Origin of the sequence: Rhodococcus qingshengii JCM 15477, from assembly GCF_023221595.1 — a bacterium.
GTDB classification, from domain to species: Bacteria; Actinomycetota; Actinomycetes; order Mycobacteriales; family Mycobacteriaceae; genus Rhodococcus_F; species Rhodococcus_F qingshengii.
Map to the genome: position 1 here is coordinate 1,134,149 of NZ_CP096563.1, position 25,734 is coordinate 1,159,882.

Genomic DNA, 25,734 nt, shown 5'->3' on the forward strand with positions numbered 1-25,734 from the left:
CTGGTTCGTGAACCTGCTCGATTTCCTTTTCCTCGTCGTAGCGGGATTCTTCAGCGGTCTAGTCGGTTTTGTCACCGGTCTTGCATCGATCGTTTCGTATCCGGCGCTGCTGAGCGTCGGGCTCTCACCGGTCAGCGCGAACATGACCAATACCGTCGCGTTGGTGGCCGTCGGCGTCGGAGCGTTGGCGAACTCGTCCCGTGAAGTTGCCGATACCGGTCCGAAACTTGTTCGCTGGTCTCTCTATTCGGCGGCCGGTGGCATCATCGGTGCCCTCATCCTGTGGCTGGCACCGGAAGGTTCGTTCGAATCCGTTGTGCCGGCGATGGTCGTGTTCGCCTCGCTCGCGCTGCTGCTGCAACCGAAGATTCGTGAGTTGTCCGGCGGCGGTGACCGCCCCGGAATCTACTCGGCAGCACTGTTTGCCGTCGCGGTTTACGGCGGGTATTTCGGTGCCGGTGCCGGAGTCATCTTCCTGGCTGCGACGCTCATCCTCACTTCCGAAACGGTGTGGCGTGCAACGATCCTGAAGAGTTTCTTTCTCGGCATCGCCAATCTTGTGGCTGCACTCATCTTCGCATTCTCCGGACAGGTGCATTGGGTGGCTGCGTTGGCGATGGCGCTCGGCGCGTTGGCCGGAGGTTGGTGTGGCCCGCCCGTCGTCAAGAAAATCCCGCCATCGGTACTGCGTGTGGCAGTAGCGATAGCGGGATTCGTGTTGGCTCTGTGGTTGTGGGTGAAGTGAGCCCGTCTACTTCACGCCCTGCATCAGCTTCTTGATCCACGGCGAGGCAAGAGCAAGAATCACTCCGATTCCGATCGACGAGAAACCGATGATCAGGAAGAACGGGCGACTGTCGTCGATGTCGAAGTAACCGGCCAAGGTTCCCGCCATCGAAGAACCCAATGCAACGGACAAGAAGAACAACGCCACCATCTGAGTGTGGAAATGCTCGGGCGCGAGTTTGGTTGCAAGGGAAAGGCCGACGGGGGACAGGAAGAGTTCCGCGAAGGTGAAGAGCAGAAGCACACCGGCAAGGCCGAGGAGCGGCGCACTGTTCGGTCCGCCCCCGGTGATCGGGATGAACGCCAGGAACGCCAGACCCATCGTGCCGGTACCGAGCGCGAACTTGATCGGCGACGACGGCTGACGGTCACCGAGTTTGGTCCACATCGCTGCGAACACACCGGCAAAGATGATGATGAACACCGGATTGATCGACTGTACCCACGTCGGCGGGAAGTCCCAACCGAAGAGATTGCGGTCCAGGAGCTTGTCTGAGATCACCGGCACGGTGGTGAACTGCTGCTGAAACAGCGACCAGAAGGCCGCGCTCGCGATGAACATCGGGATGAACGCAAAGACTCGACTGCGTTCGACCTTGGTGACCTTCTTGCTGGTGAGCATGAGGAGGAAGTAACCGACCGACGCGACGATCGTGAGTCCGACAACGACGTCGGACATGTTGTCCGCCGTGATCAAACCGGTGACGGAGGCGACCGCGACGACGACGATCGCGGCAATGCCGATCCCGATGTAGAGTGCGCGCTTGTCCGCCGGCAACGGGTTGCCTGGTTCGGCACCGATTCCGTGAAGATGCTTGCGGCCCAGCGTGTACTGGATCAGGCCGAGCGCCATGCCGACGGCAGCGAGAGCAAAACCGGCGTGGAATCCCCAGGCGTCCTGGACAGCTCCGGTGAGCAGCGGACCGACAAGACCGCCGATGTTGATGCCCATGTAGAAGATGGAGAATCCGGCGTCGCGGCGAACATCCTGTTCGGAATAGAGATCTCCGACCAGAGAGGTCGCATTGGCCTTCAAGCCGCCGCTGCCGAAGGCGACCATGACGAGGCCGACGCCGACACCCCACATGCCGGGAAGAACCGACAGTGCGATGTGGCCGGCCATCACCAGCGAAGCACTGTAGAAGAGCGTGCGCTCGGAGCCGAGCAGTCGGTCGGCCACCCACGCCCCGAGAATCGTCGACAGGTAGACGGTGCCGCCGTACGCGCCGACGATGCTGGTCGCTGCCGCCTGGCTGATGCCGAGGCCGCCGTCGCTGACGCTGTAGTACAGGTAATAGATGAGGATGCCTTGCATCCCGTAGAAGGAGAACCTCTCCCACATCTCGACGCCGAACAGGTTCGCCAGCGCAAAGGGTTGGCCGAAGAACCCCCGGTCTTCCTTCTCGCTACGTTCGACGGGCTCCGTAGTGTTGCTCATCCGAAAAGTGTCCTACGTGCTCGGGCATTTCGGGTGGTTCCGAGCCGTGGAGTTTGGTTACGACTTGGTGCGGATTTTCACTACCAGCGGAGCGAGTGCGCGCCAACCGAGAAGGAACGCGCCGAGGACCAGCGTCGCGACGACGATGAAGCTGAACTGGGTGCCCTGGCCACTCAACACTCGCAGGATCATCCCGAAGACGACGGCGCCGAGCCAAACGACAACGCCGGTGGGAACAAGGAGAACGGCGTTGAACTTGTCGCGGTAGAGCGCGAACGTGGCAGCCCATCCGATCACCAGGCCGGTCAGGAAGGGCCAGGATGTCTTCGCCAGACCGGCGAGCGCATTGGCTTCCTCGTGGGTACGGCGCCCTATCGCGCAGAAGATTATGACAAGAATGGCGTCGATCAGCAGGAATGGTGCGTACTTCTTCACGCTCACACCATACGACTGTGCGCCTTTATTAACCGCGGGCGGTTAATAAAGGCGCACAGTGTTGTTAGGCCTGGAGGCCGGCTTCGATCTCGAGGGTGATCGTGATCTTGTCGCCGACAACTGCTCCGCCGCCTTCGAGGGGCATCTCGATGGAGATGTCGAAGTCCTTGCGGTTGATGACGGTGGTGGCTTCGAATCCTGCGACGGGGCCCTGGCCCATGCCCGGGTTGACGCCGTTGAACTCGAGGTTCAGCTCGACCTCGCGGGTGACGCCGTGGAGCGTGAAGTCGCCGGCGAGGACGAAGTCGCTGCCCTTGGAGCGCACTGCGGTGGACTTGAAGGTGGCCTTCGGGAACTTCTCGACGTCGAAGAAGTCAGCGGACTTGATGTGGCCGTCGCGCTGCTCGTTCTTGGTGTTGATGGAGTCCACGGAAATCTCGGCCTCGACGGCGGGGGTTCCGTCTTCGGCAACGGTGATCGTTCCGGAGAACTCGTCGAACGTTCCACGAACCTTGGAAACCATGAGGTGGCGAACCGAGAATCCGACAGTGGAGTGGACGGTGTCGATGACCCAGGTTCCGGCGGTCAATGCGGGCAAGGTTGCGGTGGTCATGGAAGCTCCTGAATAAGTAGTTGAATGTTCAAGTTCTTGTAGCTTCAACTATGGACCCCAGGAAATCCTTCCGCAAGATCATGTGAGCTGCATCACAGTGTTTGTGCTTGCGGCGTAGACCGCGTGAAGCGCCGACGCTGTCACCGACTGATGCACCGCAATGCCCCAGCGCCCTTCGGCGTTCACCACGCACTCTGCAATGGTGACTGCCGAATTCGCACTCCCGGAAGAATTCGGGTTGCGGGGCAGTGAATGCTGGGTGAGCGAGACGACCTCGACGGCTGAGCCCTGTTCGGTCAGGATTTTGCTCAATGCCTCGACCGGCCCGGACGCACTGGCCGCGGCGGTGACCTCGCGCCCGTCGCGATCGATGGCAACGAACAACTGATCACCGTCGGCGGTGTGTTCCAGTGAGTACCGACGCACTCCTCCGTTGTACCCATACTCGCGCAGCAGCAGTTTCCACAGCTGGTCGGCGGTCATTTCGGTGCCCGAGTCGTCGGTTTCGAGCTGCACCCGCGAGGCGAAGTCGATCTGCAGGCGCCGGGGGAGTTCGATCCCGTACTCGGTCTGCAGCAGATATGCGATTCCGCCCTTGCCCGACTGGCTGTTCACACGAATGACTGCCTGGTAGTCGCGGCCGACGTCGGCGGGGTCGATCGGCAGGTAAGGGACCGCCCACGGCGCCGATCCCGGATCGACGCCGGCAGCCTCCGCGCTCTCGTAGTGATGCGCGAAGCCCTTCTTGATCGCGTCCTGGTGGGTTCCGGAAAATGCCGTGTACACGAGATCGCCGCCGTACGGGTGGCGTTCGTGGACGGGAATTCTGTTGCAGTACTCCACCGTTCGACGGATCTTGTCGATGTCGGAGAAGTCGATTTCCGGATCGACGCCCTGTGCATGCAGATTCAGCCCCAGTGTGACCAGGTCGACGTTGCCCGTCCGCTCGCCGTTGCCGAACAGGCATCCCTCGACGCGCTGCGCGCCGGCCAGCACTGCCAGTTCGGCGCACGCAACGCCGGTGCCGCGGTCGTTGTGCGGGTGGACCGAGAGGATCACCGAATCGCGTCGGGCCAGATTCTGGTGCATGTATTCGATCTGATCGGCATAGATGTTGGGGGTGGCGATTTCGACTGTGGCAGGGAGGTTGTGGATGACCGGGCGATCGGGGCTGGCGTCCCAGAGTTCGGTGAGACTGTTGCAGACCTGCAGGATGTAGTCGGGTTCGGTGAGGTTGAAGACCTCGGGTGAGAACTCGAATCGCCAGCCGTCGTGGCCTTCGCCGCCACGAGCAACGTCTTGCGCGGCGCGGAAAATCATGTCGTGCAACTCTTCTCGCTCCTTGCCGAGAACGACGTTTCTCCACGTCGGCGCAGTCGCCGTGTACATGTGGACAACCGCGTCAGGCAGCCCCTCGATCGATTGATATGTCCGTTCGATCAAATCCGTACGCGCGGCAGTGAATAGGACGATAGTGACGTCGTCGGGAACGAGATCGAAGCGCACCAGGTCGCGAACGAAATCGAAATCGGTCTGACTCGCGGAGGGGTAGCCGACCTCGATTTCCTTGTAGCCGATTGCCACCATCAGTTCGAACATTCGACGCTTGCGTTCGGGGTCCATCGGTTCTGCGAGGGCTTGGTTGCCGTCACGCAGATCGACGGGCACCCACAGGGGCGCCGCGGTGGTGCGATTGGACGGCCACGTCCGCTCGAAAGTCGGAATGTCGACGCGATCCCACGCGGCGCGATAGCGCTCGGACGGCATGGGTGACGGCTTCTGGTTGTTCCAGCGGTTGGCGCGGGTAGTACTCATCTTCGGTTTCTCCTGCGGTCGAGTCGAGAGACCGGCATGGCGAAACCCCGCGGAGGGGTGCCGGTCTTTCAGGCCCCGCCGCGGCAGTCGAGAAGGAGTACTCCTGTAGCCATGCGGGCTACACTAGAACGAAATTACTTATCAGACAACCTGAGGAGTTCACGTGTCCCCGATCGTCGAGCGTCGGCTGCTCACCGACCAGGCCGCGGAGTTGCTACGCGCGCGGATCGTGAGCGGTGAATGGGAAGTCGGCGCCAAACTTCCAGGTGAAACCACTCTTGCTGCGCAGTTGGGTATCGGGCGGTCCACTATCAGGGAAGCAGTGCGGACTCTCGCGGGCCTCGGCATGCTCGAATCGCGGCAGGGCGCCGGGGTCTTCCTACGGAGTACGACGCCTCCGGATCAGTGGCCCCGAGTGCTCGAAGCCGAGGCGATCCTTCACGTCGTCGAGGTGCGCAACGCGGTCGAGATCGAAGCAGCTCGCCTCGCCGCGCAGCGGCGCGATGCCGTTGACGTCGCGGCTCTGCGGCAAGCGCTCGACGGTAGAACTGCCGCAGCGCACTCTGGCGACGCAGCGTTCGTCGACGCCGACATCGCCGTCCACCGAGCAGTGGTGGACGCGGCACACAATCCCGTGCTGTCGGAACTCTTCGAGACCTTTGTACCGCGTCTGCGGGCGGCGTTGATCGAGTTGATCGCGGTTCTGGACCTGCATCCCCACAGCCAGCCCGACGCGGACGAACATCGAATGTTGGTGGACGCCATCGAAGCCGGCGACGCGGAGGCAGCCGTTCGGATCAGCCGGGCACACCTCGACGACATGGCGGCAGCGTTGCGACGCTAGACGCCCGGCTGTTCGCGGCGTTCGAACTCGAGGTCCATCTCGAGGTCTTCGTGGTGGGTTGCACGGAATGACACGAGGAAGACGAGCCATCCCACCAGAGCGACAAGTACGAAACTGATTATCCGATAAACGAATACCGCTGCTGCGGCTTGCGCCCAGGTAGAGCCCGCCATGGTCAGTGCTGTGATGAGCACGGGCTCGACATAGCCGAGACCGCCCGGCATGAGGGGAATACTGCCCACCGCTTTCGCCGCTGTGAACGCGATCAGCAGGCCGGCGAAGGACGGATCGGCTCCTACTGCCCAACAAGCGAAACCGAGACAGAGGACGTCGGCAACTCGGTGAACTGCCGACCATCCGAAGGCAACCGCAGTGTCGGTCCGACTGAGTTCAACCGAGTCCAGTTGCTTGAGAATTTCGGACCAACGGTGCATACCGCGCCCGGTCGGGTTTTTGCGGGAACGATTGTACAGCGCCAGAACTCGGTGCCCGATGCGTTCGATGCTGCCGGGATTCTGGGCTACGTATCGCAACGCCAGAAACAGTGCCGCCATGCCGACGAGCGAAATCGTCAGCGTCACCGGGCTGACTTTGGTGCCGAACGCCACTGCGCCAGTGGCACCGAGGAGTGCCAGAGTCGCGGCGGCGATGACACCGCACATTGCCAACTGCCAGGACGCGACTACAGGCGTCGCCCCCCACTTTCGAGTCTGCTTGTACGTGAACGCTGTCGAGAAGACCTGGCCGGCAGGCAACGTCAACGCCATCGCCGTGCTGGCGTAGATGACCGAGAGGTTCTTGAGGTGACCGGCGACAACATCTGCCGCGTTGAGAAGGCGCTGCTGAACGGACGCGTAACCGCTGAGGGACACCGCCTGGGCGGCTACACAGGCAGCCACCCAACCCCAATGGATTTCGGTGAGAGCTTGCCAGTACTCGTTGAGACGAGGCCACAGGATGATTCCCTCGACGATCAGAAGAGCGATCAGAGCCACCCCGAGCAGCCACTTCAACCACCAGAAGCGCCCTCTGGCCCGACTGGTCTCGGCCACGGGCGAGCGTGGTCGTCTCAGTCGCCGTGGGGTGTTTCCAGGCTGAGCCATCGACTCACCCTAACCAATTTGATCCGGATCGACCTCTGGATACTTTTCCGGCCACGCCAGATGCGTCAGTCGTCGGCGCCCACGCAGTTGGACTTGCTCTCCGAGTTCCCACTCGGCCTGTTCCTCTTCGTCGGCGAAGTACAACGCGCTCGTCGACGCCAGCACCCGGCTGGGCCGAAGTTTCGCGAGCTCGGTGAGCCGTGACGCCTCGTTGACCGGATCACCGATCACGGTGTACTCGAAACGTTCGGCAGCACCGATGTTGCCGGCGACCGCGAGCCCCGCGCTCACACCGATTCCGACGTCGAGGCCGGTGATGTCGTTGAGCTTGAACCGCAGCTCGCGAGCCGCAGCGAGGGCTGCCGTCGGAGCGTCGGGTCGATCGAGTGGTGCACCGAAGATGGCGAGCGCTGCATCACCCATGAACTTGTTGACAAAACCATGGTGACGATCGATGACGTCGACGACCACACGGAAGAACTCGTTGAGCAGTTCGACCACTTCACCCGGCGGGCGCTCGGCCGCGGCACCGGTGGATCCGACCATGTCGACGAACAGAACTGCCACGAATCGAGTTTCGCCGCCCAGCTCGGTACCGAACTTCAACGCGCGCCGGGCCACATCCTCGCCGACGTGCTGACCGAACAGCTCACGCAGCAGACGACGCTCGTCGGACTCTTTCATCATGCGGTTGAAGCCGACCTGCAGCCGGCCGATCTCACTGCCGTCGAACACCTCGACGCGTACGTCGGTGGCGCCGCGCTGCACCCGCTCGATGGCGCGTCGCAGTTGGCGGATCGGATCGGAGATCTGGGTAGCCGTCAGCATCGACAGCGCAAAGGCCTGCACGATCGCCATGATCGAGATGAGCAGGATCGCCCACGCGAGAGAGTCGGGGGAGAACTCGAGATCGGTCGTGAGCTGCGTCGAGCACAGCAAGATGATGCCTGCGACGGGCATCAGCGTGCCGAGACCCCAGGTCATCGCCAGCCGGGTTCCGACGCCAGGCGCCATGGTCCGATCGAATTCGCCCTCGCTCAAGGCCTGGGCGGCGACCGGACGCAAAATGCGCTCACCGAGCATGTAGGTGAACCCGAAGGTCGTGGTCGCGGCCATGCAGACCGTCACGATCACGGCGATCGCGAGTCCGGGCATCTCGGTGATGGTCAGGAACACGAAGATGATGCCGCCCAGAATCCACAGCACCAGGTGGACGATGGCCTGGCGAAGCGGCGCGTGCAGTGCCGCCATCTGCTCGGACCTCGTGGGTGGACCCCCGCGCAGCCGCCAGCGAATGACCGACTTCAACATCATCGCCGCCGCCGTGAGGCTGACGGCGCCGGCGAATGCCAGGTACACGCCGAAGATCGCGAAGTTGCGGACCCGGTCGGCAACTATCGCGTCGGACTCCTGGATCGGCACGCCGTACCGGACGAAGGCAAAGACCAGTACCGCGCCGATCAGATTGGCTGCGAGCATGGAGAGCATATAGAGGGGCCACCGGCTGCGGATGGTCACCGCTATTGCTCTGTATGAGGCCCGCACAGGGTTCAATTTAGCTGGCAGAGGTCGAAGTGTTGGTACGCGCGTCCGATTATTCGTCCGCTCACCTGTGTCGGCCGGGCCGGTTAGGCTCGCGATGTGAACGCAAACAGGGGGCGTGCGGAGCGAGCATCGAGGATGAACAAACCCATCTCCGCCGACGCTCGGGCGGTGCATCCCGGCGTGTGCATCGCTGCGGAATGGTCGTGGCGCCTCATTGTGATCTTCGCCGGACTGTTGGTTCTCGGGTACGTCGTACTCCGCCTCGAAACCGTGCTCATCCCGGTGGGGCTGGCTCTGCTGGCATCAGCTCTGCTGATCCCGATTGTCGATCGGCTACAGGTGTGGGGTGTTCCCCGCTCGGCAGCCGTCATCGTCGTTCTGCTTGCCTCGATCGGGCTGGTCGCGGGAATCATGACGTTTGTCGTCGAGCAGTTCATCGACGGGTTGCCCCAGCTCACCGACCAGTTCACGGCCAGCGTCACGCAAATTCAGAACTGGCTCACCAGCGGTCCGCTGCACTTCAGCGAGGATCAGATCCGCCAGGCAGGTGATTCGGTCGTCAAGTCGGTGCAATCCAATCGTGAGTCCCTGACCAGCGGCGCTTTGACCACGGCGACAGTCATCGGCGAGATCTTCACCGGGGCATTGCTGACGCTGTTCACTCTCATCTTCTTCCTCTACGGCGGCGATCAGATCTGGCAGTTCGTCACCCGGATAGTTCCCACCGACGCGCGTCGTCGCGTACGGATCGCCGGTTCTGCAGGTTTCGGGTCGCTGATCGGCTACGTGCGCGCCACGGTCGCGGTTGCCGCCGCCGACGCGATCGGTATCGGTGCCGGCCTGGCGATCCTCGGGGTGCCGCTCGCCCTGCCGCTGGCGTCGTTGGTGTTCATCGGCGCGTTCATTCCGATCGTCGGTGCATTTCTGACCGGTTTTCTCGCGGTGCTTGTCGCTCTGGTCACGAAGGGTTTCCTGACGGCGCTGATCGTCCTCGGCATCATCATCGGCGTCATGCAGCTCGAAGCGCACGTGATGCAACCGCTGTTGTTGGGTCGCGCTGTTCGCCTGCATCCGCTGGCAGTCGTTCTCGCCATTACAACGGGCATCGTTCTCGCTGGAATCGTCGGCGGGCTCTTGGCTGTTCCGATCGTCGCGGTCCTGAATACCGCTATTCGTTCCCTCCTCGCCGACGACCCGGACATCGCGTACGCCGAACTGCACGTCGAAGATCCGGAAACCCCACTGTTCCCCGCCGAACCCGACGAGCCGCGCGCCGAGCCTCGCATCGTGAACCCCACTCCTCCCGATGACTGAGCCCACCCGCCGTCGTCGGCTGCACTATCAGCCGACCGTTCGCGAGGCGTCGGGCGTCGACACCGACCCTGATGCCCCGCTGTGGCGGGCGGCGCAGGCATTTCGGCTCGTCACGCTGGTGTACGCGATCAGCTACCAGTTCGCCTCGGCCTCCGACTACACCAACTCTCGGCTCAGCTGGTTCTTCGTCGCTCTGATGGCCGTGTGGACCGGGGTGTCGGCACTGTTGCTCGGGACATCCGGTGCTTTGTTCGGGAAGAAGCTGCCGCGGTATCAGGTGGTGATCGCCGATCAGGTGGTCGTCATCTTGCTGATGGCGTCGACGAGGCTGGTCTCCGACCACGAGTGGTATCAGAATCACCAGACGCTGCCCACCACGCTGTGGGCCACCAACGCGGTCATCTCCGCGGCAATTCTCGGCGGGCCGTGGCTCGGTATGGCGTCCGGAGTTGTCATCTCGGCGGCCAGCGCGATCATCCGCGACCAGGTCAACCTGGACCTCTGGCGCGATGCGACGGCTCCCGTGCTCGTATCGGTCGGCCTGGCGTTGGGCTTGGCCACCACCACCGCTCGGCGCTCGCATCGACAACTCGAGCAAGCCGTCCGTCTGGCGGCGGCCACCGAAGAGCGCGAGCGTTTGGCACGCGAAGTACACGACGGCGTTCTGCAGGTGCTGGCGATGGTGCGCAGGCGAGGTGCGGCACTCGGCGGCGAGGCAGCTGAACTGGCTGCTCTGGCCGGTGAGCAGGAGGTCGCCTTGAGAATGCTGATCTCCGAGCAGGTTTCGGGCGCCGCGGCAGACGTCGGCGGACAGACAGTGGATCTGTGTCCGCTGCTGACCACGCAGGCAAGCACGTCAGTGTCGGTGTCGACGCCCGCGCACCCCGTCGTGATCGAGCGTGATCGAGCCATCGAACTGGCAGCCATCGTCGACAATGCTCTGTCCAATGTCGGGCTGCACGCCGGGCCCGCGGCGAAGGCATACGTATTGCTCGAAGATTTGCCGGACGAGGTGATCGTCAGCATCCGCGACGACGGCGTCGGAATCCCCGAGGGTCGCTTGGCGCAGGCCGAAGCCGAAGGCCGCATGGGAGTATCGAAGTCCATTCTCGGCCGAGTGCAGGTGCTCGGCGGCACTGCAGTCCTGCAAACCGGGCCGGGGGAGGGCACCGAATGGGAGATCAACGTTCCGAAGGGGAAAAGTGAGCGCGGCTGACGAACATGGCGAGAATCCGGTGACGGTGATGGTCGTCGACGATCACCCGATGTGGCGCGACGGTGTCTCCCGGGACCTCGAAGCTGCCGGCTTCACCGTGAGCGCCACGGCGGAGGGTGTCGAGAGTGCGCGCCGCCGGGCCGCCGCCGTGCAACCGGCGGTGGTTCTGATGGACATGAACCTGCCGGACGGAAACGGTGCCGACGCCACCACCGCAGTTCTCGAGGTTTCGCCGAAGAGCAAGGTACTGGTGCTTTCGGCCTCTGCCGAACGTGACGACGTCCTCGACGCGGTCAAAGCCGGAGCGTCGGGTTACCTGGTCAAGAGTGCTTCGGTGGCGGAACTGCTCGAGGCCGTGCGAGCGACTTTCGACGGACAAGCCGTCTTCACCCCCGGCCTCGCCGGATTGGTGCTCGGTGAGTACCGCCGGATGTCGACGGCACCGGCCGACGATCGCGCACCCGAGCTGCCTCGGCTCACCGACCGTGAGACCGAAGTGCTCCGTCTTGTCGCCAAGGGGCTGAGCGCAAAACAGATCGCCACGAGGCTCTCGCTCAGCCACCGGACCGTCGAAAACCATGTGCAGGCAACGCTTCGGAAGCTTCAGTTGGCCAATCGCGTCGAGCTCACGCGATACGCGATAGAACAAGGTCTCGAATAACGTTTATCCTGGAAATCATGGAGGCCAGGAATCTACGCGTATCCGATGCCGAACGAGAGCATGTCGGCGAGCTGCTGCAGAAAGCTGTCGGTCAAGGGATGCTCTCGCTCGGTGAGTTCACCGAGCGCATGGACACTGCCTTGGCCGCAAAGACACGAGGTGAGCTCAACTCGGTTCTCGCCGATCTTCCGGGCATCACACTGATCTCCGACTACGACCCACCCGCGTATCCCAATGCGGGTCAGCCGATGTACCAAGGCCAGCCCTACCCGGCGCCGACGTACCAACCCCAACCGCCGCCGGTTCACCCGAGCCCGCCTTACCGCGCTCCCGTCGGGGCTCCGGTTGTAGGTACTTACGGAGCGGCAAATGCTGCCGTGATCCGTGGACGAATGGCGACGGTGACGCGGAACGGTGCCTGGATCGTTCCACCAGCTGTCGTGGTCGACACCAGAATGTCCAGTGTGACTATCGATTTCACGCGTGCGGTGATGCAGACGCAGGTCGTGAACATCTCGATCGACGACTACGCCAGCTCGATTTCACTGATCGTTCCCGAAGAGGCGACGGTGGACATGAACGGTGTCGAGGCAGTCGGGGGAAGCGCGTCGAACAAGGTTCGTTCCGGCCCACAGATGGGCCCGCTGCATCTGGTGGTGCACGGCAAGGTGCGATTCGGCAGTGTCACCGCGAAGCATCCCTTCGGTACCACGATCCGAAAGATGTTCGGCTCCTGACCTTTCAGTGATACGCGCGGGTCAACATCTCGGCGACGCACACGGGCTTGTCACCGTGTTCTCGTTCGAACGTCTGCGTCACCGTGATCTGGACACCGCCGTTGATCGGTTCGACTTTGCTCAACGTCGCGCGCATGCGGACACGAGAGCCGACCGGAAGCGGAGCGGGCAACCTGACCTTGTCGAATCCGCAGTTGAGAGCAAACGCAAAACCTTCGAGCGAGAACATTGCGTACGAGAACTTGGGGCCGAGTGAGAGCGTGTAGTTGCCGTGCGCGATGGTTCCGCCGAACGGCGACTCCTTCGCGCGATCCACATCGACGTGAATCCACTGATCGTCGCCGGTGACCCGGGCGAACTCGTCGATGGACTCCTGGGTGACATCGTGCCAGTCGCTGACGCCCAGCTCTTGGTTCAGGTTGGCGCTGAGGTCTTCTGCTCCGGTGAGTACAAGCATGAATTTTCCTTCGATCGGTAGGTGCTGACAGTCGGTCAGTGACTTTCGATGCCGAATCCCACACCGTGTGTCTGTGCGATCTCGGCGGTGGCAACGAGATCGAATTCGATCCCGAAGTCTGCTTCTACCCGCGCTGCAACCGATTCCGCGGCGGAACCTGCTTCGGCCAGTAGTTTCGGCATCAGTTCGAACAGGTCTTCCATCCCTCCGGGCGTGATGATTTCGAGAATCCGTGCTGGAGCGTCGTCGGGATTCCACACGGCGTGCCACTGGCCACGCGGTTTGAAGATCATGGCGCCGGTCTCCGCGTAGACGACCTCGTCTCCGACCATCGCTGCGACGCGGCCACTTTGAACCACCGTGTACTCGTCTTCCCGGCTGTGGCGATGGACCGGTGAGGTCATCGAATGCGGAGCGATGCGGTGTTGTACAAGAGAGAAACCTCCCTCGGTTTGTTTGTTACGAACCATCATCCGGACGCCGGTGGCCGCGAGGGTCCCGGCGAGGTCTTCGTCCGGTCCGAGGACGGTCGTGGTGGTGTTGTTCGGGGAATTCGGTGACATCGATTTGGTCCTTTGCCGTCGTGAACGTCGTTGGCCGTGCTCCGGTTTGTTGATTCCCGAATCATGTACCAATCGGTCTAGTGATGCAAGGTTTTGGCAATTTGTGCACTTCAAGTGTTGTCGATATGTGTACTGATCGGTATATTGAACGTATGTCTACGAGAGATTTGTTGGTCGATGCCGCTGCCGATTTGTTGCAGCGGAAGGGCTACGCCGGAACGGGGGTGTCGGAAGTTCTCTCGGCTAGTGCGACTACCAAAGGTTCCTTGTACTTTCACTTTCCCGGCGGCAAGGAAGAACTCGCAGGCGAGGCTCTGAGGCGACGTGGCGAGGCAATGGCCGATTTCATCCGGCACCTGCTGGAGAGCTCACCCGATGCAGCCACCGCGATCTCGGCATTCGCCGCCGCATTGGCTGCGCGTTTGTCGGATTCGGACTACGAACGTGGATGCGCCCTGGCTACGGCAACACTGGATGCCGCAACCGAATCCGAGGTCATCCGCGGTGCTTGTGCGGACGGGTACAACTCGTGGCTCGCACTGCTGGCTCAGCGCCTCGAGGCAGACGGTTGGTCCCGCGAAGACGCCGAGTCCGAGGCAATTCTCGCTCTGTCCGCACTCGAGGGCGCGCTGGTCCTTGCTCGGGCGCGTCAGGATCCCGCTCCGCTTCACACTTCGGGTCGGCTTCTGTCCGAACGATTGCGGAACGCGGCACCTCGGCGTTAGTGCCCTGTCAGTCGATGATGCAGTCAGTCGAGGGTGCTGTCAGTCGAAGTTGTCCTCAGTTGAGTACGAGAAGTCCCCAGGCTGATCGAGTAGTACTACTCATCTGATCGGTTCGGCCACGCAGCAAGCTCGAAGCCATGACCACACCGAGCTTTTCCGCCGTCGATCCGCGACTGGTGACCGCCCTCTCGGCCGAGTGCGACAGCATCGGCCGGCAGTTGCGTCACATGGGCCAGAACCTGTCGATCCTGCAGACTCAGCTGTCCTCGGCTACTGCGACCCCGCCCATGCCGGTAGTTCCGGCACCCGCATCTCCGGCGCCACAGGTGCCGCAGGTGCCTCCAATGCGTCCTCAGCAGAGCGTGCCCGCGTGGCAGCCGCCGACGTATCCGGTTGCCGCACCTCGCCAGCCCTGGTGGCAACGCGACGGTGTCATCAGTCGACTCCTGGCCGCGGCCGGTGTTGCCGTCACACTGATCGGCGTCGTGATGCTGCTGGTACTTGCAGCGCAGGCCGGATTCTTCGGACCTCCGCTGCGGGTGCTCGGTGGTGCGCTCCTTTCCGGCGCCTTGGTGTTTGCCGGGGTGCGGGTCCACGGACGGCCAGGGGGCAAAGTGGGGGCAATTGCCCTGGCTGCCACAGGTTTTGCAGGGATGTATCTCGATGTCGTCGCAGCCTCCGTTCTCTACGGTTGGGTGACGACACCGCTCGCGATGGTGATTGCCTTCGGAATCGCCGCCGCCGGCGTTGCCCTCGCCGTGAAGTGGGATTCCGAATCGCTGGCGCTCATGATCGTTCTGGGAGCAGCGCTGCTGGCTCCCGTGTTGACGTCGGGAATATCGTTGACCCTCATCGGTTTCCTCTTCGCGATCCAATCGGCAACATTCTCCGCCCAGCTCGGTCGTGACTGGAAGTACCTGGGCATGGCGCGCACCGTACCGGTGGTTCTCGCACTGCTCGCAGCGATGGCGTCGGAGTTCATCTTCGACGAATCCGGAAACAGTGCAGTGCAATTGGTGATCAGTGCCGGCGTGGTTGCAATCGTGGGGGTCGGCTGCGCGATGGTTATGCAGTGGACGGGTTCGCCCTCGCGTGACGGCATTGCAGGGGCGTGGTCCACTGCTACCTTTGTCGTCTCGTCCCTTCCGCTGATGAGCGTCGGAGCCGTGCTCGGGCGCACCGAATCCGCAGTGCTGTACGGAATTGCTGCGGCACTACTTCTTTCGGCTGCAGCGGCGGCCAAGCCTTTGCCGACGCAACTGCGATTCGGACTGGGCGCAACCGGCGCCCTCGCATTGTTGCTCTGCTGCTTCTCCGGGGCGACTGAATCTCTGGTCGTACCGCTGATCCTCACGGTCGGAATGATCTTCCTCGGAGTCTCGCTGTATGCGGGTTCGCGCTTCGTCTTCGCGCTCGGAACCGCCTTTGCGGCAATCGGATCGATCGGATACCTCACGACGGTTCCGCCGGAAGCGTTGACGACCGCTCGCGCCGCATCCAGGCAACTCGGTGCGATCACGGCGCTCTCGAGCCTGACGGCGATAGGCGCGCTGGTGATGCTGGTCTGGGCGATTCACCGACTGAAGTTGATTGCCGATTCCAACGCGGCGGTTCTATGGGCGGCCGCAGGGTTCGGTGTCCTCTACGCGGTGACGTGCGCGCTCGTCTCATCCGGCGTCGAAATTTTCGACAGTGCAACCGGATTCGTTGCCGGGCACAGTGTTGCAACCATCGTGTGGATGCTTGCCGCCACGTCAGCGCTGGTGCTCGGATTGAACAACCGCCAGCACGCTCGCGTCTTGCTCGGAGCCGGGCTTGCTCTCACCAGTGCGGCCGTGGCAAAGCTGTTCCTCTTCGACCTGGCCACACTCAGTGGGCTGGTGCGTAGCGTTGCCTTCCTGGTGGTCGGCTTGCTGCTCCTGCTGGTCGGGACACGTTATGCACGAGCCTTCGCCAAGCAGGAGCAGGAGCAGGTCAGCTTCGCTTCTGGATCATGAGTCAGCTTCGCTTCTGGCGAGCGATGAGCTCGCTCACGCTGATGGCGCCTGCGTCGTCAGGCCGGTGCCTGCCGGTGGCGTTGTCGTCGCCGTCAGGGGTGGCGTCCGAGACTCGGGGCTCGTTGGTAGGCGAAGGCGAATCCGTGAAAACCCCGTTACGACGCTCCGGAGCGGTCGGTGGAGGCGGCGACTGGGGGGTCGCCTCCACCGAGGTCGGGGCTGAACCGTTTGTTGCAGAGCCGTTGGTAGCACCGTTTGCGGAGCCGTTCCGGCTCGCGCCGTTGGAGCCTGAACTGCTGCTGGCAGCACCGTTGGTCGCCGAACCGTTTGTCCGCGAAGGCGTCCGGACCACCGGCAGTGGACGTGAGGCCGGGGGAGTCTGTTCCCGGGCCCGCAGGTCCGACAACCAACTCTCGATGGGACGCTCGGCCGGCGCAGCGGGCGTGGGGTTTCTGCGCTTGTCGCTGGCATTCGGTTGCGGCCGGTACGAGGGATTGGGTACCGGTGCCTCGATCAGGTTCTGGGGGGCGCTGGCTGCACTCCCGATATCGAGACGACGTCGCGGTGCCGGCTTCTCCGCGGCGGGAGCCTCCGTGTTGGGTGCCTTGATCGCCATTTCGCTGAGCGGAATGGGCTCGGTGAGAGGATCGGGAACGCGAGGTCCGCTTTCCGGCTGTGCAGCCGGGGCAGGCGGCGGCATGACCCGCGAGGCCGCTTCGATCTTGCGCGGCTGACCCGGTCCGGCGATCGCACCGACAGGCGCGATCTGCGGGACGTTCGCGAGTACCAGCTCGTTGTCGAGGATCGGCTCGCCCAGCCCGATCTTCTGCTGGATCCGCTTCATCCAGGCCGGAGCCCACCAGCAGTCGTCGCCGAGCAGTTTCATGGTCGCGGGGACCAGGAACATTCGGATGAGAGTCGCGTCGATGATCAGCGCGGAGATCATGCCGTAGGAGATGTATTTCATCATCACCAGATCGGACAAGCCGAATGCGCCGGTGACCACGATCAGAATCAGTGCGGCAGCGGTGATGATTCGTCCGGTATGTGCCGTGCCGATACGGATGGATTCGGTAGTACTCGCGCCCTGCGCTCGCGCTTCGACCATGCGGGAGAGCAGGAACACTTCGTAGTCGGTCGACAGGCCGTAGACGATCGCGATGATCAACACCAGGACGGGAGACATGATCGGCCCCGGTGTGAAGTTCAACAGACCGGAACCGTGCCCGTCGATGAAGATCCAGGTCAAGATTCCGAGCGTCGAACCCAGTCCGAGCGCGCTCATCAATGCGGCTTTGATGGGCAGGACGAGCGAGCCGAACGTCAAGAACATCAGCAAGGTCGTCAGCAGGATGACGGATACGACCATCAGCGGCAGACGATCGAGCAATGCGTCGACGCTGTCCTGCTCGATGGCCGGAGTACCGCCGACCAGCACAGTTGTGCCCTCGGGCCAGTCCGCGGACCGCAGATAGTCGATGGTGGGACGTGCCTCGTTCCGCTCCGTCAGACCGGCCTTGAGGACGTTGACACCGTCCTTCGTCGCAACCTCCGGGGTGAACTTCTCGACCAGACCCGGCGCAGCATTTGCGGTCTTGGAAATCTGACCGAGGGTGGTGTTGTCGGCTCCCTCGATGACGAGTCGAACGGGCTCGGTGCGATTGCCGGGGAAGAGTTCGTCGAACTGCGCCTGCGCGACACGCGTGGGGCTGTCCGGGGGCAGGTACGTCTCGTTGATACCGCCGAACTTGATGCCCGTCAGCGGAATGATCATCAGCAGTAGAGCCGCGACGATCGGGACCGCGACCTTGAGCGGATGCTGCATGACCCAGCGGGTGAGCTTGCCCCAGAAACCGTTCTCGATTTCCTCGTTGGTCTTGGTCTGGCGCAGCTTCTTGAAGGTCAGCGCGTCGATCCGCTTGCCGAGAATGCCGAGAATCGCGGGAAGAATCGTGATGGACGAGATCGCGGCAAGCATGACGGCAGCAATGGCGCCGTAAGCCACCGATTTGAGGAAGCCCTGCGGGAACAACAGCAGACCGCCGAGGCTGACGGCAACCATGGTCGCCGAGAACATGACCGTTCTACCCGCCGTCATGACCGTTCGGCGTACAGCGGTCGGGGTGTCGTACCCCTCGGCTATCTCTTCTCGGAAACGGCTGACGATGAACAGTCCGTAGTCGATCGCCAGACCCAGGCCGACCAGAGAGACCACGGGCGCAACAAACGCGTTGACCTCGGTGAAGTTGGTGATCAGTCGAATGATGCCGTTGGCGCCGATGACGGTCAGACCGCCGACGATCAACGGGAGGGCAGCAGCGACGACGCCACCGAAGACGAAGAACAGCAGGACACCGACAGCAGGAATCGCGAGCATTTCCATGCGCTTGATGTCGTTGGCCATCGTGTCGTTGAGCGAATTCGCGACAGGTTGCAGGCCGGCGAGTTGCACGTCGACGCCGTCGATGTAGAACTGCGACTCGACGTCGCGGAAGTTGTTGGACACCGCGGTGTCGTTGTCTCCGGCGATCGCGATGCTGGTGACCGCGTGTTGCTTGGTCTTGTCCGCCAGGGCCGCCACCGAGAGACCGTTGTCGACCTTGAAGTACGAGCCGTTGATCTTCATGATCTGGTCGGGGTTGTCGGCGACGAGTCGCTGCAGATTGTCGATGACCTTCGCTTGGAACTCGGGGTCGTCGACGGTCTTGCCCTCCGGCGCCGTGTACAGCGCCAGAACGTCACCCGTCGTGCTGCGTCCGAACGTGCCGTCAGCGAGTTTGGCAGCCTCTACCGATTCCGACCCCGGATCGTCCCAGCCGCTCTGGCTGAGATGATCCTGCAGGCTCAGGCCGTACGCAGCGAGCCCGAGGAGCCCCGCCACCATGACAGCGATGACGGTGAAGCGGGCTCGATAGACGATGCTTCCCCAGCTGGCGAACACTGATCAACTCCTACTCGGCAACACTTTTTCGCCCGATGAGCAGGGCAGAAAGCGGTCGGAACGGCTGCAACCAGGCGCCCTCGTCGGGCAGGGTGTCCAGGCTTACCCGTGGCAGAGGCTCACGGAAGACACCTGGGATGTCCTCGAGATCGACGAAGTCCAAGATATCGGACGACACAGCCCAGCTGGCGTGTTCACGGAACCCGAGAACCTGGACCGGGATACCGGTTGCTGCGATGTCCTCGAGAGGTTCGCGGAACGCTTGGCCGTCGGCGGAGGCGACCATGATTCCGGCGAGGCCCTCGCCGTACCGGAGCGCGATGTGCTCGAGCATGTCCGAATCGACATCGCTGTCTTCATCGACCTTCGGCTTGGCGAACACCGCGAAACCCACGTTACGCAAGGCTTCGACCCAAGGACGAACGACGTCGGCGCTGCCGGACGCGATGTTGGTGAAGACGGTCGCTTCAGGCTCGAGCGTGCCGCTGTTCTGTGCGGACAGTTCGGCGGTGCGAGAGAGCAGCCAACGACCCAAAGCGTCGAATCGTGGCCGGTAGGCGGCGGTAGGCCGGCCACCGAGGATGGCGCCGAGGCCCATGTCGAGGTTAGGGGCGTCCCAGACCAGAAGCACCCGCTTGGGGTGGCGGGAGTCACGACCGAAGTCGAGAGGAGATTCCGACGACGTCACGTCGTCGGATAGCTGTTCGCTGACGCTCATGCTCTGATCTTCCCCCATATAAGCTCGGTGATTGCACTTCCGACCTTATGGGCTTTGTCCTCGAACTTGGTGACCGGACGCTCGTGGGTCATCGGAGACTCCCAGTCGAGTGCGGTCAGCAGCGGCTCGGCATTGCCGGCTTCTTCGATCCATTCGGCGTACTCGGCGTGATCGGTTGCCACGTGCAGCACTCCGCCAGGCTTGAGACGGTTGGCGATCAGCGCGAACGTCGGCCCCTGCAGGAGGCGACGCTTGTGATGGCGGGCCTTGGGCCACGGATCCGGGAAGAACACCCGGACGCCCGTCAGGGACTCGGGGGCGACCATGTTCTCGAGTACGTCCATCGCGTCACCGCGCAGTACGCGGACGTTGGGAATCTCTTCACGTTCGACCTGCTGGAGAAGCTGCGCCAGCCCTGGGCGGTACACCTCGATCGCGATCAGGTTCACGTGCGGTTCCGCCTTGGCCATTGCGGCCGTCGCGGTGCCGGTACCCGAACCGATCTCGATGATCAGGGGTGCTTCACGTCCGAACCAGGCGTTCGCGTCGAGCGGTGTGTCCGAGACGTCGGCGCCGATGAGCGGCCACTGACGGTCCCAAGCCTGCTGCTGTGCGTCGGTCAGCGCACCCCGGCGAGAGCGAAAGCTGGTCACTCTCGGATGGAGACGGGACCCCTTGGTGTGGTCCGTCTGCCCCGTGTCAGGGGTCTGCGGTGCATGCTGATCGGCTTCGTTCACGAACCCATTGTCACGCATGACCCCCGTTTAGCGCAGACGGGTCTGAAGTTTGAGTTGAGACTTTCCACGGAAAGTCCTGAAACCGTCGACTTCGGACTGTCGGCGAAAGGGCGGTGTCACCTGCCGTCCTTGCCGAGAACCTGACAGAATCTCACCGACACGATGGGGACGTGGGGTGGGGATGAACACAGGATTTGCATGCAGTAATTGGTCACGAATGTTGCCCGCAGAATCGATCGACGACGCCTGCGTGGAGCCGATCGATCAGTTGCGCGCTCTGGCATATCGGCTGACATCGATCGATTCGGGAGCCGCCGAGGCGGTTCACTCGGTGCTCGGATCGCTGAGCGCGCCGCTCGAATTGGTGGTCGCCGGGCGAGCCAGGGTGGGGCGGTCGTCGTTGGCGCGGATCCTGGGGCGCGACGACCGGTTCTCGCGCAGAGTTGTCGGCGCACCGGTTGTGGTGACCGAGTCGAGGGCATTCGATGTCCCTGGAACTTCGAACCCCGATCTGGGTCGTCGTTGCGTTGTCTACGTGGTGGTCGACGCGGTCCGCGACGTCGACGGCCGAGCCATTGCCCGAGTTTCCGATCGTGTGGTCGTCGCTGCGAACAAGGCTGACTTGTTCGGTCCGCGCTGGGACGAGGCGCTGGGACGGGCCGCGGAAATCTCCGAGAACGTCCGCGTGCCCACGGTTCCGGTGGAGACACTGACCGGGCGCGGCGTCGAAGAGTTGTTCGCGGCTCTCGGACCTGTTCTGGAGGCGCAGTGGTGGGGCCGGGTCGAGCAGATCGGCCCGGCGCTGAGGCGATCTGCCTCGCGCAGCATTGCGGGCAGGGACGAGATCGAGTTGTATCTGAGTTCGGACTCCGCGGTGTTGTTCGGCGCTGCGGCGGCGATGATGAGCCCCGAAATTCGAGCCCTGCGTCAAGGCGAGCCTCCCGATCCTCGTACCGCTGACGACGCGGGCACGTGCAGCCGGTGGTGGGGCGAGCTCGTGGACGAGTCGGAACAGTGTCCGCAACAAAGGGTCTCACTGATTCGACGCGGGTATGTGCGTCGGTGGGCGCAGCTCGGAGGCGATCGCTCTGCCCCGGCGGTGACCGATGAATAGCGTTTCGGTACTTCCGGATTCGGTGCTCCGCGTGGTGCAGCGATGGAATCCGGCATCCGATCCGGGTCGCCGGGTCGCCGCCGAAACATGCAGGGGCACTCGCATTTACGTTGTCGGTCCACCACGGTGTGGACGGGAAGACGTCGCGCAGATGTTCGATGCTTCGGATGACTGTTCGACAGTGACACGCGAGGTGGACGCCGACGTCGTACTTCTGGTCGTCGACGCTGCCAGTGTGATCGGACGCGAGGATCTCCTTCTCCTCGGCGACGCTGCGGCGAGCGGAACCCCGGTGGTGGTGGCGCTGACCCGCGTCGACGTCTATCGAGACTGGCAGGCGGTGCGCCGGCGTGATGCCGAGATTCTCGCTTCGCACTGCACCGCTTTTGCGCAGGCTCCCGTGGTCCCGATTGCGCCTGGTCAGGAGCAGTCACTCGTTGCGGTCGTGAGCCGGGCGGCACGGGAGAGGGAAGCAGGTGGTTCGGATTCCGGAGTCATCGCACAGACGCGCCGGATGATCGAGATGGAGATCCGGAATCTACGTGACGGTGTTCCTGGTGCCGAACTGCGGGCAGAGCGATCGCAGCTGCTCGCAGACCGTGACGGCCGGCGAGGCGAACGCCTGGTGCAGGTGCGAAGCCGACTGCAACGAGCGCGCGGGGATCTGTCACAACAAATCGCCGAGGCAACCCGGGCGACGGTCGCCGGGGCACGTGCCTGGGTCGACACGGCCTCGCGAGCCGAATTGGGCAGCGTGCCGACGCGACTGCAGCACGAGGTCGACCACCACACCCGGGTGTTCGACGCCGCGATGGCGGCAGCGGTGGAATCTGCGGGGACGAACGGATACATGCCTTCCCCGCAGATTCCGGAGGGCCTGCCGGGCCGTCAGCGCGGAAACGAGGACCGGGTGACAATTCTTGTCGGCGCGTCCGCGGGTCTCGGCCTCGGCCGTATCGCAGTGACTCCGCTGGAAATGATTCCGGCCTTGGAGTTCGCAAGTATCCCCGTGACGTTGATTCTGGGTGGCGCCGCGGCGTGGTGGTTGGCGCGAACTCGCGGGCTGACGGCCGATCGTGCCCACTCCAGGTCGTGGATCGTCGAATCGATGTCGGCGGTTCGCGCTCAGTGGGAGCAGCGAGTGCAGAGCGTGCTGCTCGAGGCCGAGGCGGATCTGGGAGCGGCGATCATGGCGGAGAGTCGCGAGCAGTTGGCGTCGGCGCAGGCCCGAATCGTGGAGATCGACGGTGAACTTCGTGAGCTCGCCGCGGCCAGATCGGGTCAGCTCGCGTCGTGCGAGCGCGACCTCGCCGTTTTGAACACCGCCTACTGATCATTTCGCGAGTGCAGAGTTCTCCACAGTGCGGCAATTTCGGCCACGACTGATCGTCGGGGTCTGGTAATACTGAGCGGACGGTTTCGGTAGGGGTTGCCGAAGCAGTAGGTCACCATCCAGTAGGGGGAGTAATGGAAGCATTTCTGATCACGGCCGGACACATCGACGGGCACGAAGCCGAAGCGCTCGATCCTGGGCGTATCGAGCCCGAGACCTTCGGGCCCGCGTCGGGACCGGTCGATGCCGGCGACCTGAACTTCGACGCCTTCGACTTGGACGGTGACGGAACGGTCGACAGCCGTGTCGTCCACTCCGACGACGCCGTCGTGATCGTGTCCGATTTCGATCGCGACGGTAGCGCCGATCGCCTCACGATGATCGAGTCGGACGGCGACTACTCGGCCTGGGAATGCAGTCGAGACGACGAAGGCGCCCTCGTGTGGCAGAAAATCGATGCCGGAGCGCTCTGAAAAGCTTCCGTTTATGTGCTCTGAGCGCCGGGTAGGCACCTGAACACACCAACTGAATCGTTTCTGTGACATTTCTGACCGCACCCGATTACCTGCAGGTGAACAGCCAGCGTTAACCTCAATACATAGGACACCCGGCGTCCGTGAAATCCACGTGAGTGGATGACGCGGCTGGACCCCGTCGAGAGGGGGACACCGGGATCGACTGGTATCGGGGCGCTGCAGTTCGCATCCGGTGTCACGAGAACCCGGTTCCGGCTCACCCCAGGAGAGTTTGATGACCTCAGCGACCATTCCCGGTCTCAATGGAACTGACGGCACGCCCCCCACGCAGCACAAGGAACTGCTTGCATGGGTGCAAGAGGTTGCCGAACTCACCCAGCCTGATCGCGTCGTCTTCGCAGACGGCTCGGACGAAGAATGGGACCGACTGACAACGAAGTTGGTCGAGGCAGGAACCTTCACCCGCCTCAACGACGAGAAGAAGCCGAACTCTTTCCTCGGCAACTCCGATCCGTCCGATGTCGCGCGAGTCGAATCGCGTACGTACATCTGCTCGAAGGAAGAAATCGACGCAGGTCCCACCAACAACTGGATGGACCCGGCGGAGATGCGCACCCTCATGGGTGACCTGTACCGCGGTTGCATGCGTGGACGCACCATGTACGTCGTGCCGTTCTGCATGGGCCCCCTCGACGCCGAGGACCCGAAGCTGGGCGTCGAGCTCACCGATTCCGAGTACGTCGTCGTATCCATGCGCGTCATGACCCGCATGGGCAGCAAGGTTCTCGACAAGCTCGGCACCGACGGATTCTTCGTCAAGGCGCTGCACTCGCTGGGCGCTCCGCTGGCCGAAGGCCAGGAAGACGTCGCGTGGCCGTGCAACGACACCAAGTACATCACCCACTTCCCCGAGGATCGTGAGATCTGGAGCTTCGGTTCCGGCTACGGCGGAAACGCTCTCCTGGGCAAGAAGTGCTACTCGCTGCGTATCGCCTCGGCAATGGCGCACGACGAGGGCTGGCTGGCCGAGCACATGCTCATCCTCAAGCTCATCTCGCCCGAGGACAAGGCCTACTACATCGCGGCGGCATTCCCCTCCGCTTGTGGCAAGACCAACCTCGCGATGATCCAGCCGACCATCCCCGGGTGGCGCGCCGAGACCCTCGGTGACGACATCGCCTGGATGCGTTTCGGTGAGGACGGACAGCTGTACGCCGTCAACCCGGAATTCGGTTTCTTCGGCGTGGCTCCCGGCACCAACTGGTCCTCGAACCCCAACGCCATGCGCACCATCGACCAGGGCAACACGGTCTTCACCAACGTCGCTCTGACTGACGACGGTGACGTCTGGTGGGAAGGCCTCGAAGGCGACCCGCAGCACCTGATCGACTGGAAGGGCAACGAGTGGACGCCCGAGTCGGGCACCCATGCGGCTCATCCCAACTCGCGTTACTGCACCCCGATGTCGCAGTGCCCGATCATGGCTCCCGAGTGGGACGACCCGAAGGGCGTGCCGATCTCGGCAATCCTGTTCGGCGGACGCCGCAAGACGACGGTTCCGCTGGTCACCGAGGCTCGCGACTGGCAGCACGGCGTCTTCATGGGTGCAACGGTCGGCTCCGAGCAGACCGCAGCAGCCGAAGGCCAGGTCGGTACGGTTCGCCGCGATCCGATGGCAATGCTGCCGTTCCTCGGCTACAACGTCGGTGACTACTTCCAGCACTGGATCGACCTCGGCAAGTCCGCGGACGCGTCCAAGCTCCCCAAGGTCTTCTACGTCAACTGGTTCCGCCGCGGCGACGACGGACGCTTCCTGTGGCCAGGCTTCGGCGAGAACTCTCGCGTCCTGAAGTGGATCGTCGAGCGTATCGAGCACAAGGCTGCCGGTATCGACACCCCGATCGGCGTCGTTCCCACCGGATCGGCACTCGACATCGAAGGCCTGGACGTGTCGGACGCCGACATCACCGAGGCCCTCGCGGTCAACATCGACGAGTGGAAGGCCGAGATCCCGCTCATCGAAGAGTGGTTCGACTTCGTCGGCGAGAAGCTGCCGACCGGCATTCGCGACGAGTTCGAAGCTCTGAAGCAGCGGTTGGCCTGATAAACCGCCCCCGTATGTAGTGGCCTGATGCCGCATTGGTTCAATTTGATGAACCGATGCGG

Annotated in this window: 23 protein-coding genes; 12 read left to right on the forward strand and 11 right to left on the reverse strand. The window is 63.1% G+C overall.

Annotated features, from left to right (window positions below; genetic code table 11):
* Nucleotides 1-7 precede the first annotated feature (7 nt).
* Nucleotides 8-745 (forward strand): sulfite exporter TauE/SafE family protein, encoded by a 738-nt coding sequence (locus M0639_RS05145; protein WP_003945554.1) that lies wholly within the window; start codon nucleotides 8-10, stop codon nucleotides 743-745.
* A 6-nt stretch (nucleotides 746-751) separates the two neighbouring features.
* Here the strand turns inward: M0639_RS05145 and M0639_RS05150 are convergent, their stop codons facing one another.
* The 4 genes from M0639_RS05150 to M0639_RS05165 all read right to left on the reverse strand — a co-directional run bounded on the left by M0639_RS05150 (nucleotide 752) and on the right by M0639_RS05165 (nucleotide 5,087).
* Nucleotides 752-2,224 (reverse strand): peptide MFS transporter, encoded by a 1,473-nt coding sequence (locus tag M0639_RS05150; protein WP_003945468.1) that lies wholly within the window; start codon nucleotides 2,222-2,224, stop codon nucleotides 752-754.
* A gap of 57 nt (nucleotides 2,225-2,281) precedes the next feature.
* Nucleotides 2,282-2,659, reverse strand: a complete 378-nt coding sequence (locus tag M0639_RS05155) for a DUF3054 domain-containing protein (RefSeq protein ID WP_050655475.1) — start codon at nucleotides 2,657-2,659, stop codon at nucleotides 2,282-2,284.
* A 64-nt stretch (nucleotides 2,660-2,723) separates the two neighbouring features.
* Nucleotides 2,724-3,272 (reverse strand): YceI family protein, encoded by a 549-nt coding sequence (locus tag M0639_RS05160; protein ID WP_003945643.1) that lies wholly within the window; start codon nucleotides 3,270-3,272, stop codon nucleotides 2,724-2,726.
* A gap of 78 nt (nucleotides 3,273-3,350) precedes the next feature.
* Nucleotides 3,351-5,087: a 2-isopropylmalate synthase gene (locus M0639_RS05165; protein WP_064074131.1), complete on the reverse strand. Its 1,737-nt coding sequence runs from the start codon at nucleotides 5,085-5,087 to the stop codon at nucleotides 3,351-3,353.
* A gap of 163 nt (nucleotides 5,088-5,250) precedes the next feature.
* Between M0639_RS05165 and M0639_RS05170 the strand changes: the two genes are divergently transcribed.
* Nucleotides 5,251-5,931 carry a FadR/GntR family transcriptional regulator gene (locus M0639_RS05170; protein ID WP_007734477.1) on the forward strand — a complete coding sequence of 227 codons (681 nt, stop codon included), beginning with the start codon at nucleotides 5,251-5,253 and terminating at the stop codon, nucleotides 5,929-5,931.
* Here the strand turns inward: M0639_RS05170 and M0639_RS05175 are convergent.
* Both M0639_RS05175 and M0639_RS05180 read right to left on the reverse strand, forming a co-directional pair.
* Nucleotides 5,928-7,034 (reverse strand): lysylphosphatidylglycerol synthase transmembrane domain-containing protein, encoded by a 1,107-nt coding sequence (locus M0639_RS05175; RefSeq protein WP_042920288.1) that lies wholly within the window; start codon nucleotides 7,032-7,034, stop codon nucleotides 5,928-5,930. The two genes, M0639_RS05170 and M0639_RS05175, sit on opposite strands and share 4 nt — an antisense overlap.
* 9 nt (nucleotides 7,035-7,043) lie before the next feature.
* On the reverse strand, nucleotides 7,044-8,522 hold the full coding sequence (locus tag M0639_RS05180; protein WP_003945952.1) for an adenylate/guanylate cyclase domain-containing protein: 1,479 nt from the start codon (nucleotides 8,520-8,522) through the stop codon (nucleotides 7,044-7,046).
* Nucleotides 8,523-8,714: 192 nt separating this feature from the next.
* Here M0639_RS05180 and M0639_RS05185 point away from each other — a divergent pair, with 192 nt between their 5' ends.
* From M0639_RS05185 to M0639_RS05200, 4 genes are read left to right on the forward strand one after another with little or no spacing between them, the layout of a single operon-like run.
* The gene (locus M0639_RS05185) at nucleotides 8,715-9,893 is read left to right on the forward strand and encodes an AI-2E family transporter (protein WP_064074130.1); all 1,179 of its coding nucleotides are present in this window, start codon (nucleotides 8,715-8,717) and stop codon (nucleotides 9,891-9,893) included.
* Nucleotides 9,886-11,109: a MacS family sensor histidine kinase gene (gene macS, locus M0639_RS05190; RefSeq protein WP_007734482.1), complete on the forward strand. Its 1,224-nt coding sequence runs from the start codon at nucleotides 9,886-9,888 to the stop codon at nucleotides 11,107-11,109. Before M0639_RS05185 ends, macS begins: the two co-directional genes overlap by 8 nt.
* A 28-nt stretch (nucleotides 11,110-11,137) precedes the next feature.
* Nucleotides 11,138-11,770 (forward strand): response regulator, encoded by a 633-nt coding sequence (locus tag M0639_RS05195; protein WP_047269712.1) that lies wholly within the window; start codon nucleotides 11,138-11,140, stop codon nucleotides 11,768-11,770.
* A 17-nt stretch (nucleotides 11,771-11,787) separates the two neighbouring features.
* Nucleotides 11,788-12,507, forward strand: a complete 720-nt coding sequence (locus M0639_RS05200) for a DUF1707 SHOCT-like domain-containing protein (RefSeq protein WP_007734485.1) — start codon at nucleotides 11,788-11,790, stop codon at nucleotides 12,505-12,507.
* 4 nt (nucleotides 12,508-12,511) lie between these two features.
* Here M0639_RS05200 and M0639_RS05205 read toward each other — a convergent pair whose 3' ends face one another.
* A complete protein-coding gene (locus M0639_RS05205) occupies nucleotides 12,512-12,964 on the reverse strand; it encodes a MaoC family dehydratase (protein WP_003945664.1) in 453 nt (150 codons plus the stop codon).
* A 35-nt stretch (nucleotides 12,965-12,999) separates the two neighbouring features.
* Nucleotides 13,000-13,527 (reverse strand): cupin domain-containing protein, encoded by a 528-nt coding sequence (locus tag M0639_RS05210; protein ID WP_007734488.1) that lies wholly within the window; start codon nucleotides 13,525-13,527, stop codon nucleotides 13,000-13,002.
* Nucleotides 13,528-13,679: 152 nt separating this feature from the next.
* On the opposite strand from M0639_RS05210, the gene M0639_RS05215 reads away from it, so the two are divergent.
* Nucleotides 13,680-14,252, forward strand: a complete 573-nt coding sequence (locus M0639_RS05215) for a TetR/AcrR family transcriptional regulator (RefSeq protein ID WP_042920278.1) — start codon at nucleotides 13,680-13,682, stop codon at nucleotides 14,250-14,252.
* A 137-nt stretch (nucleotides 14,253-14,389) separates the two neighbouring features.
* Entirely contained in the window at nucleotides 14,390-16,249 is a 1,860-nt protein-coding gene (locus M0639_RS05220) for a DUF2339 domain-containing protein (protein ID WP_064074129.1), read from the forward strand.
* 1 nt (nucleotide 16,250) lies between these two features.
* On the opposite strand, the gene M0639_RS05225 is transcribed toward M0639_RS05220, so the two are convergent.
* Genes M0639_RS05225 through trmB form a run of 3 tightly spaced genes read right to left on the reverse strand, consistent with a single transcriptional unit; the run spans nucleotide 16,251 to nucleotide 20,663 of the window.
* Entirely contained in the window at nucleotides 16,251-19,190 is a 2,940-nt protein-coding gene (locus tag M0639_RS05225) for an MMPL family transporter (protein WP_007734492.1), read from the reverse strand.
* A gap of 10 nt (nucleotides 19,191-19,200) precedes the next feature.
* Entirely contained in the window at nucleotides 19,201-19,908 is a 708-nt protein-coding gene (locus M0639_RS05230; protein WP_003945733.1) for an NYN domain-containing protein, read from the reverse strand.
* Nucleotides 19,905-20,663: a tRNA (guanosine(46)-N7)-methyltransferase TrmB gene (gene trmB / locus M0639_RS05235; protein ID WP_037132323.1), complete on the reverse strand. Its 759-nt coding sequence runs from the start codon at nucleotides 20,661-20,663 to the stop codon at nucleotides 19,905-19,907. Before trmB ends, M0639_RS05230 begins: the two co-directional genes overlap by 4 nt.
* A 199-nt stretch (nucleotides 20,664-20,862) precedes the next feature.
* On the opposite strand from trmB, the gene M0639_RS05240 reads away from it, so the two are divergent.
* The 4 genes from M0639_RS05240 (at nucleotide 20,863) to M0639_RS05255 (ending at nucleotide 25,672) form a co-directional block, all read left to right on the forward strand.
* Complete coding sequence (locus M0639_RS05240) at nucleotides 20,863-21,759, forward strand: GTPase domain-containing protein (protein ID WP_064074128.1); 897 nt, start codon at nucleotides 20,863-20,865, stop codon at nucleotides 21,757-21,759.
* Between the two features lie 181 nt (nucleotides 21,760-21,940).
* Nucleotides 21,941-23,092: a hypothetical protein gene (locus M0639_RS05245; protein ID WP_231915004.1), complete on the forward strand. Its 1,152-nt coding sequence runs from the start codon at nucleotides 21,941-21,943 to the stop codon at nucleotides 23,090-23,092.
* 134 nt (nucleotides 23,093-23,226) lie between these two features.
* Entirely contained in the window at nucleotides 23,227-23,565 is a 339-nt protein-coding gene (locus tag M0639_RS05250) for a DUF6802 family protein (RefSeq protein ID WP_063314962.1), read from the forward strand.
* Between the two features lie 277 nt (nucleotides 23,566-23,842).
* Complete coding sequence (locus M0639_RS05255) at nucleotides 23,843-25,672, forward strand: phosphoenolpyruvate carboxykinase (GTP) (protein WP_003945806.1); 1,830 nt, start codon at nucleotides 23,843-23,845, stop codon at nucleotides 25,670-25,672.
* Nucleotides 25,673-25,734: the final 62 nt, after the last annotated feature.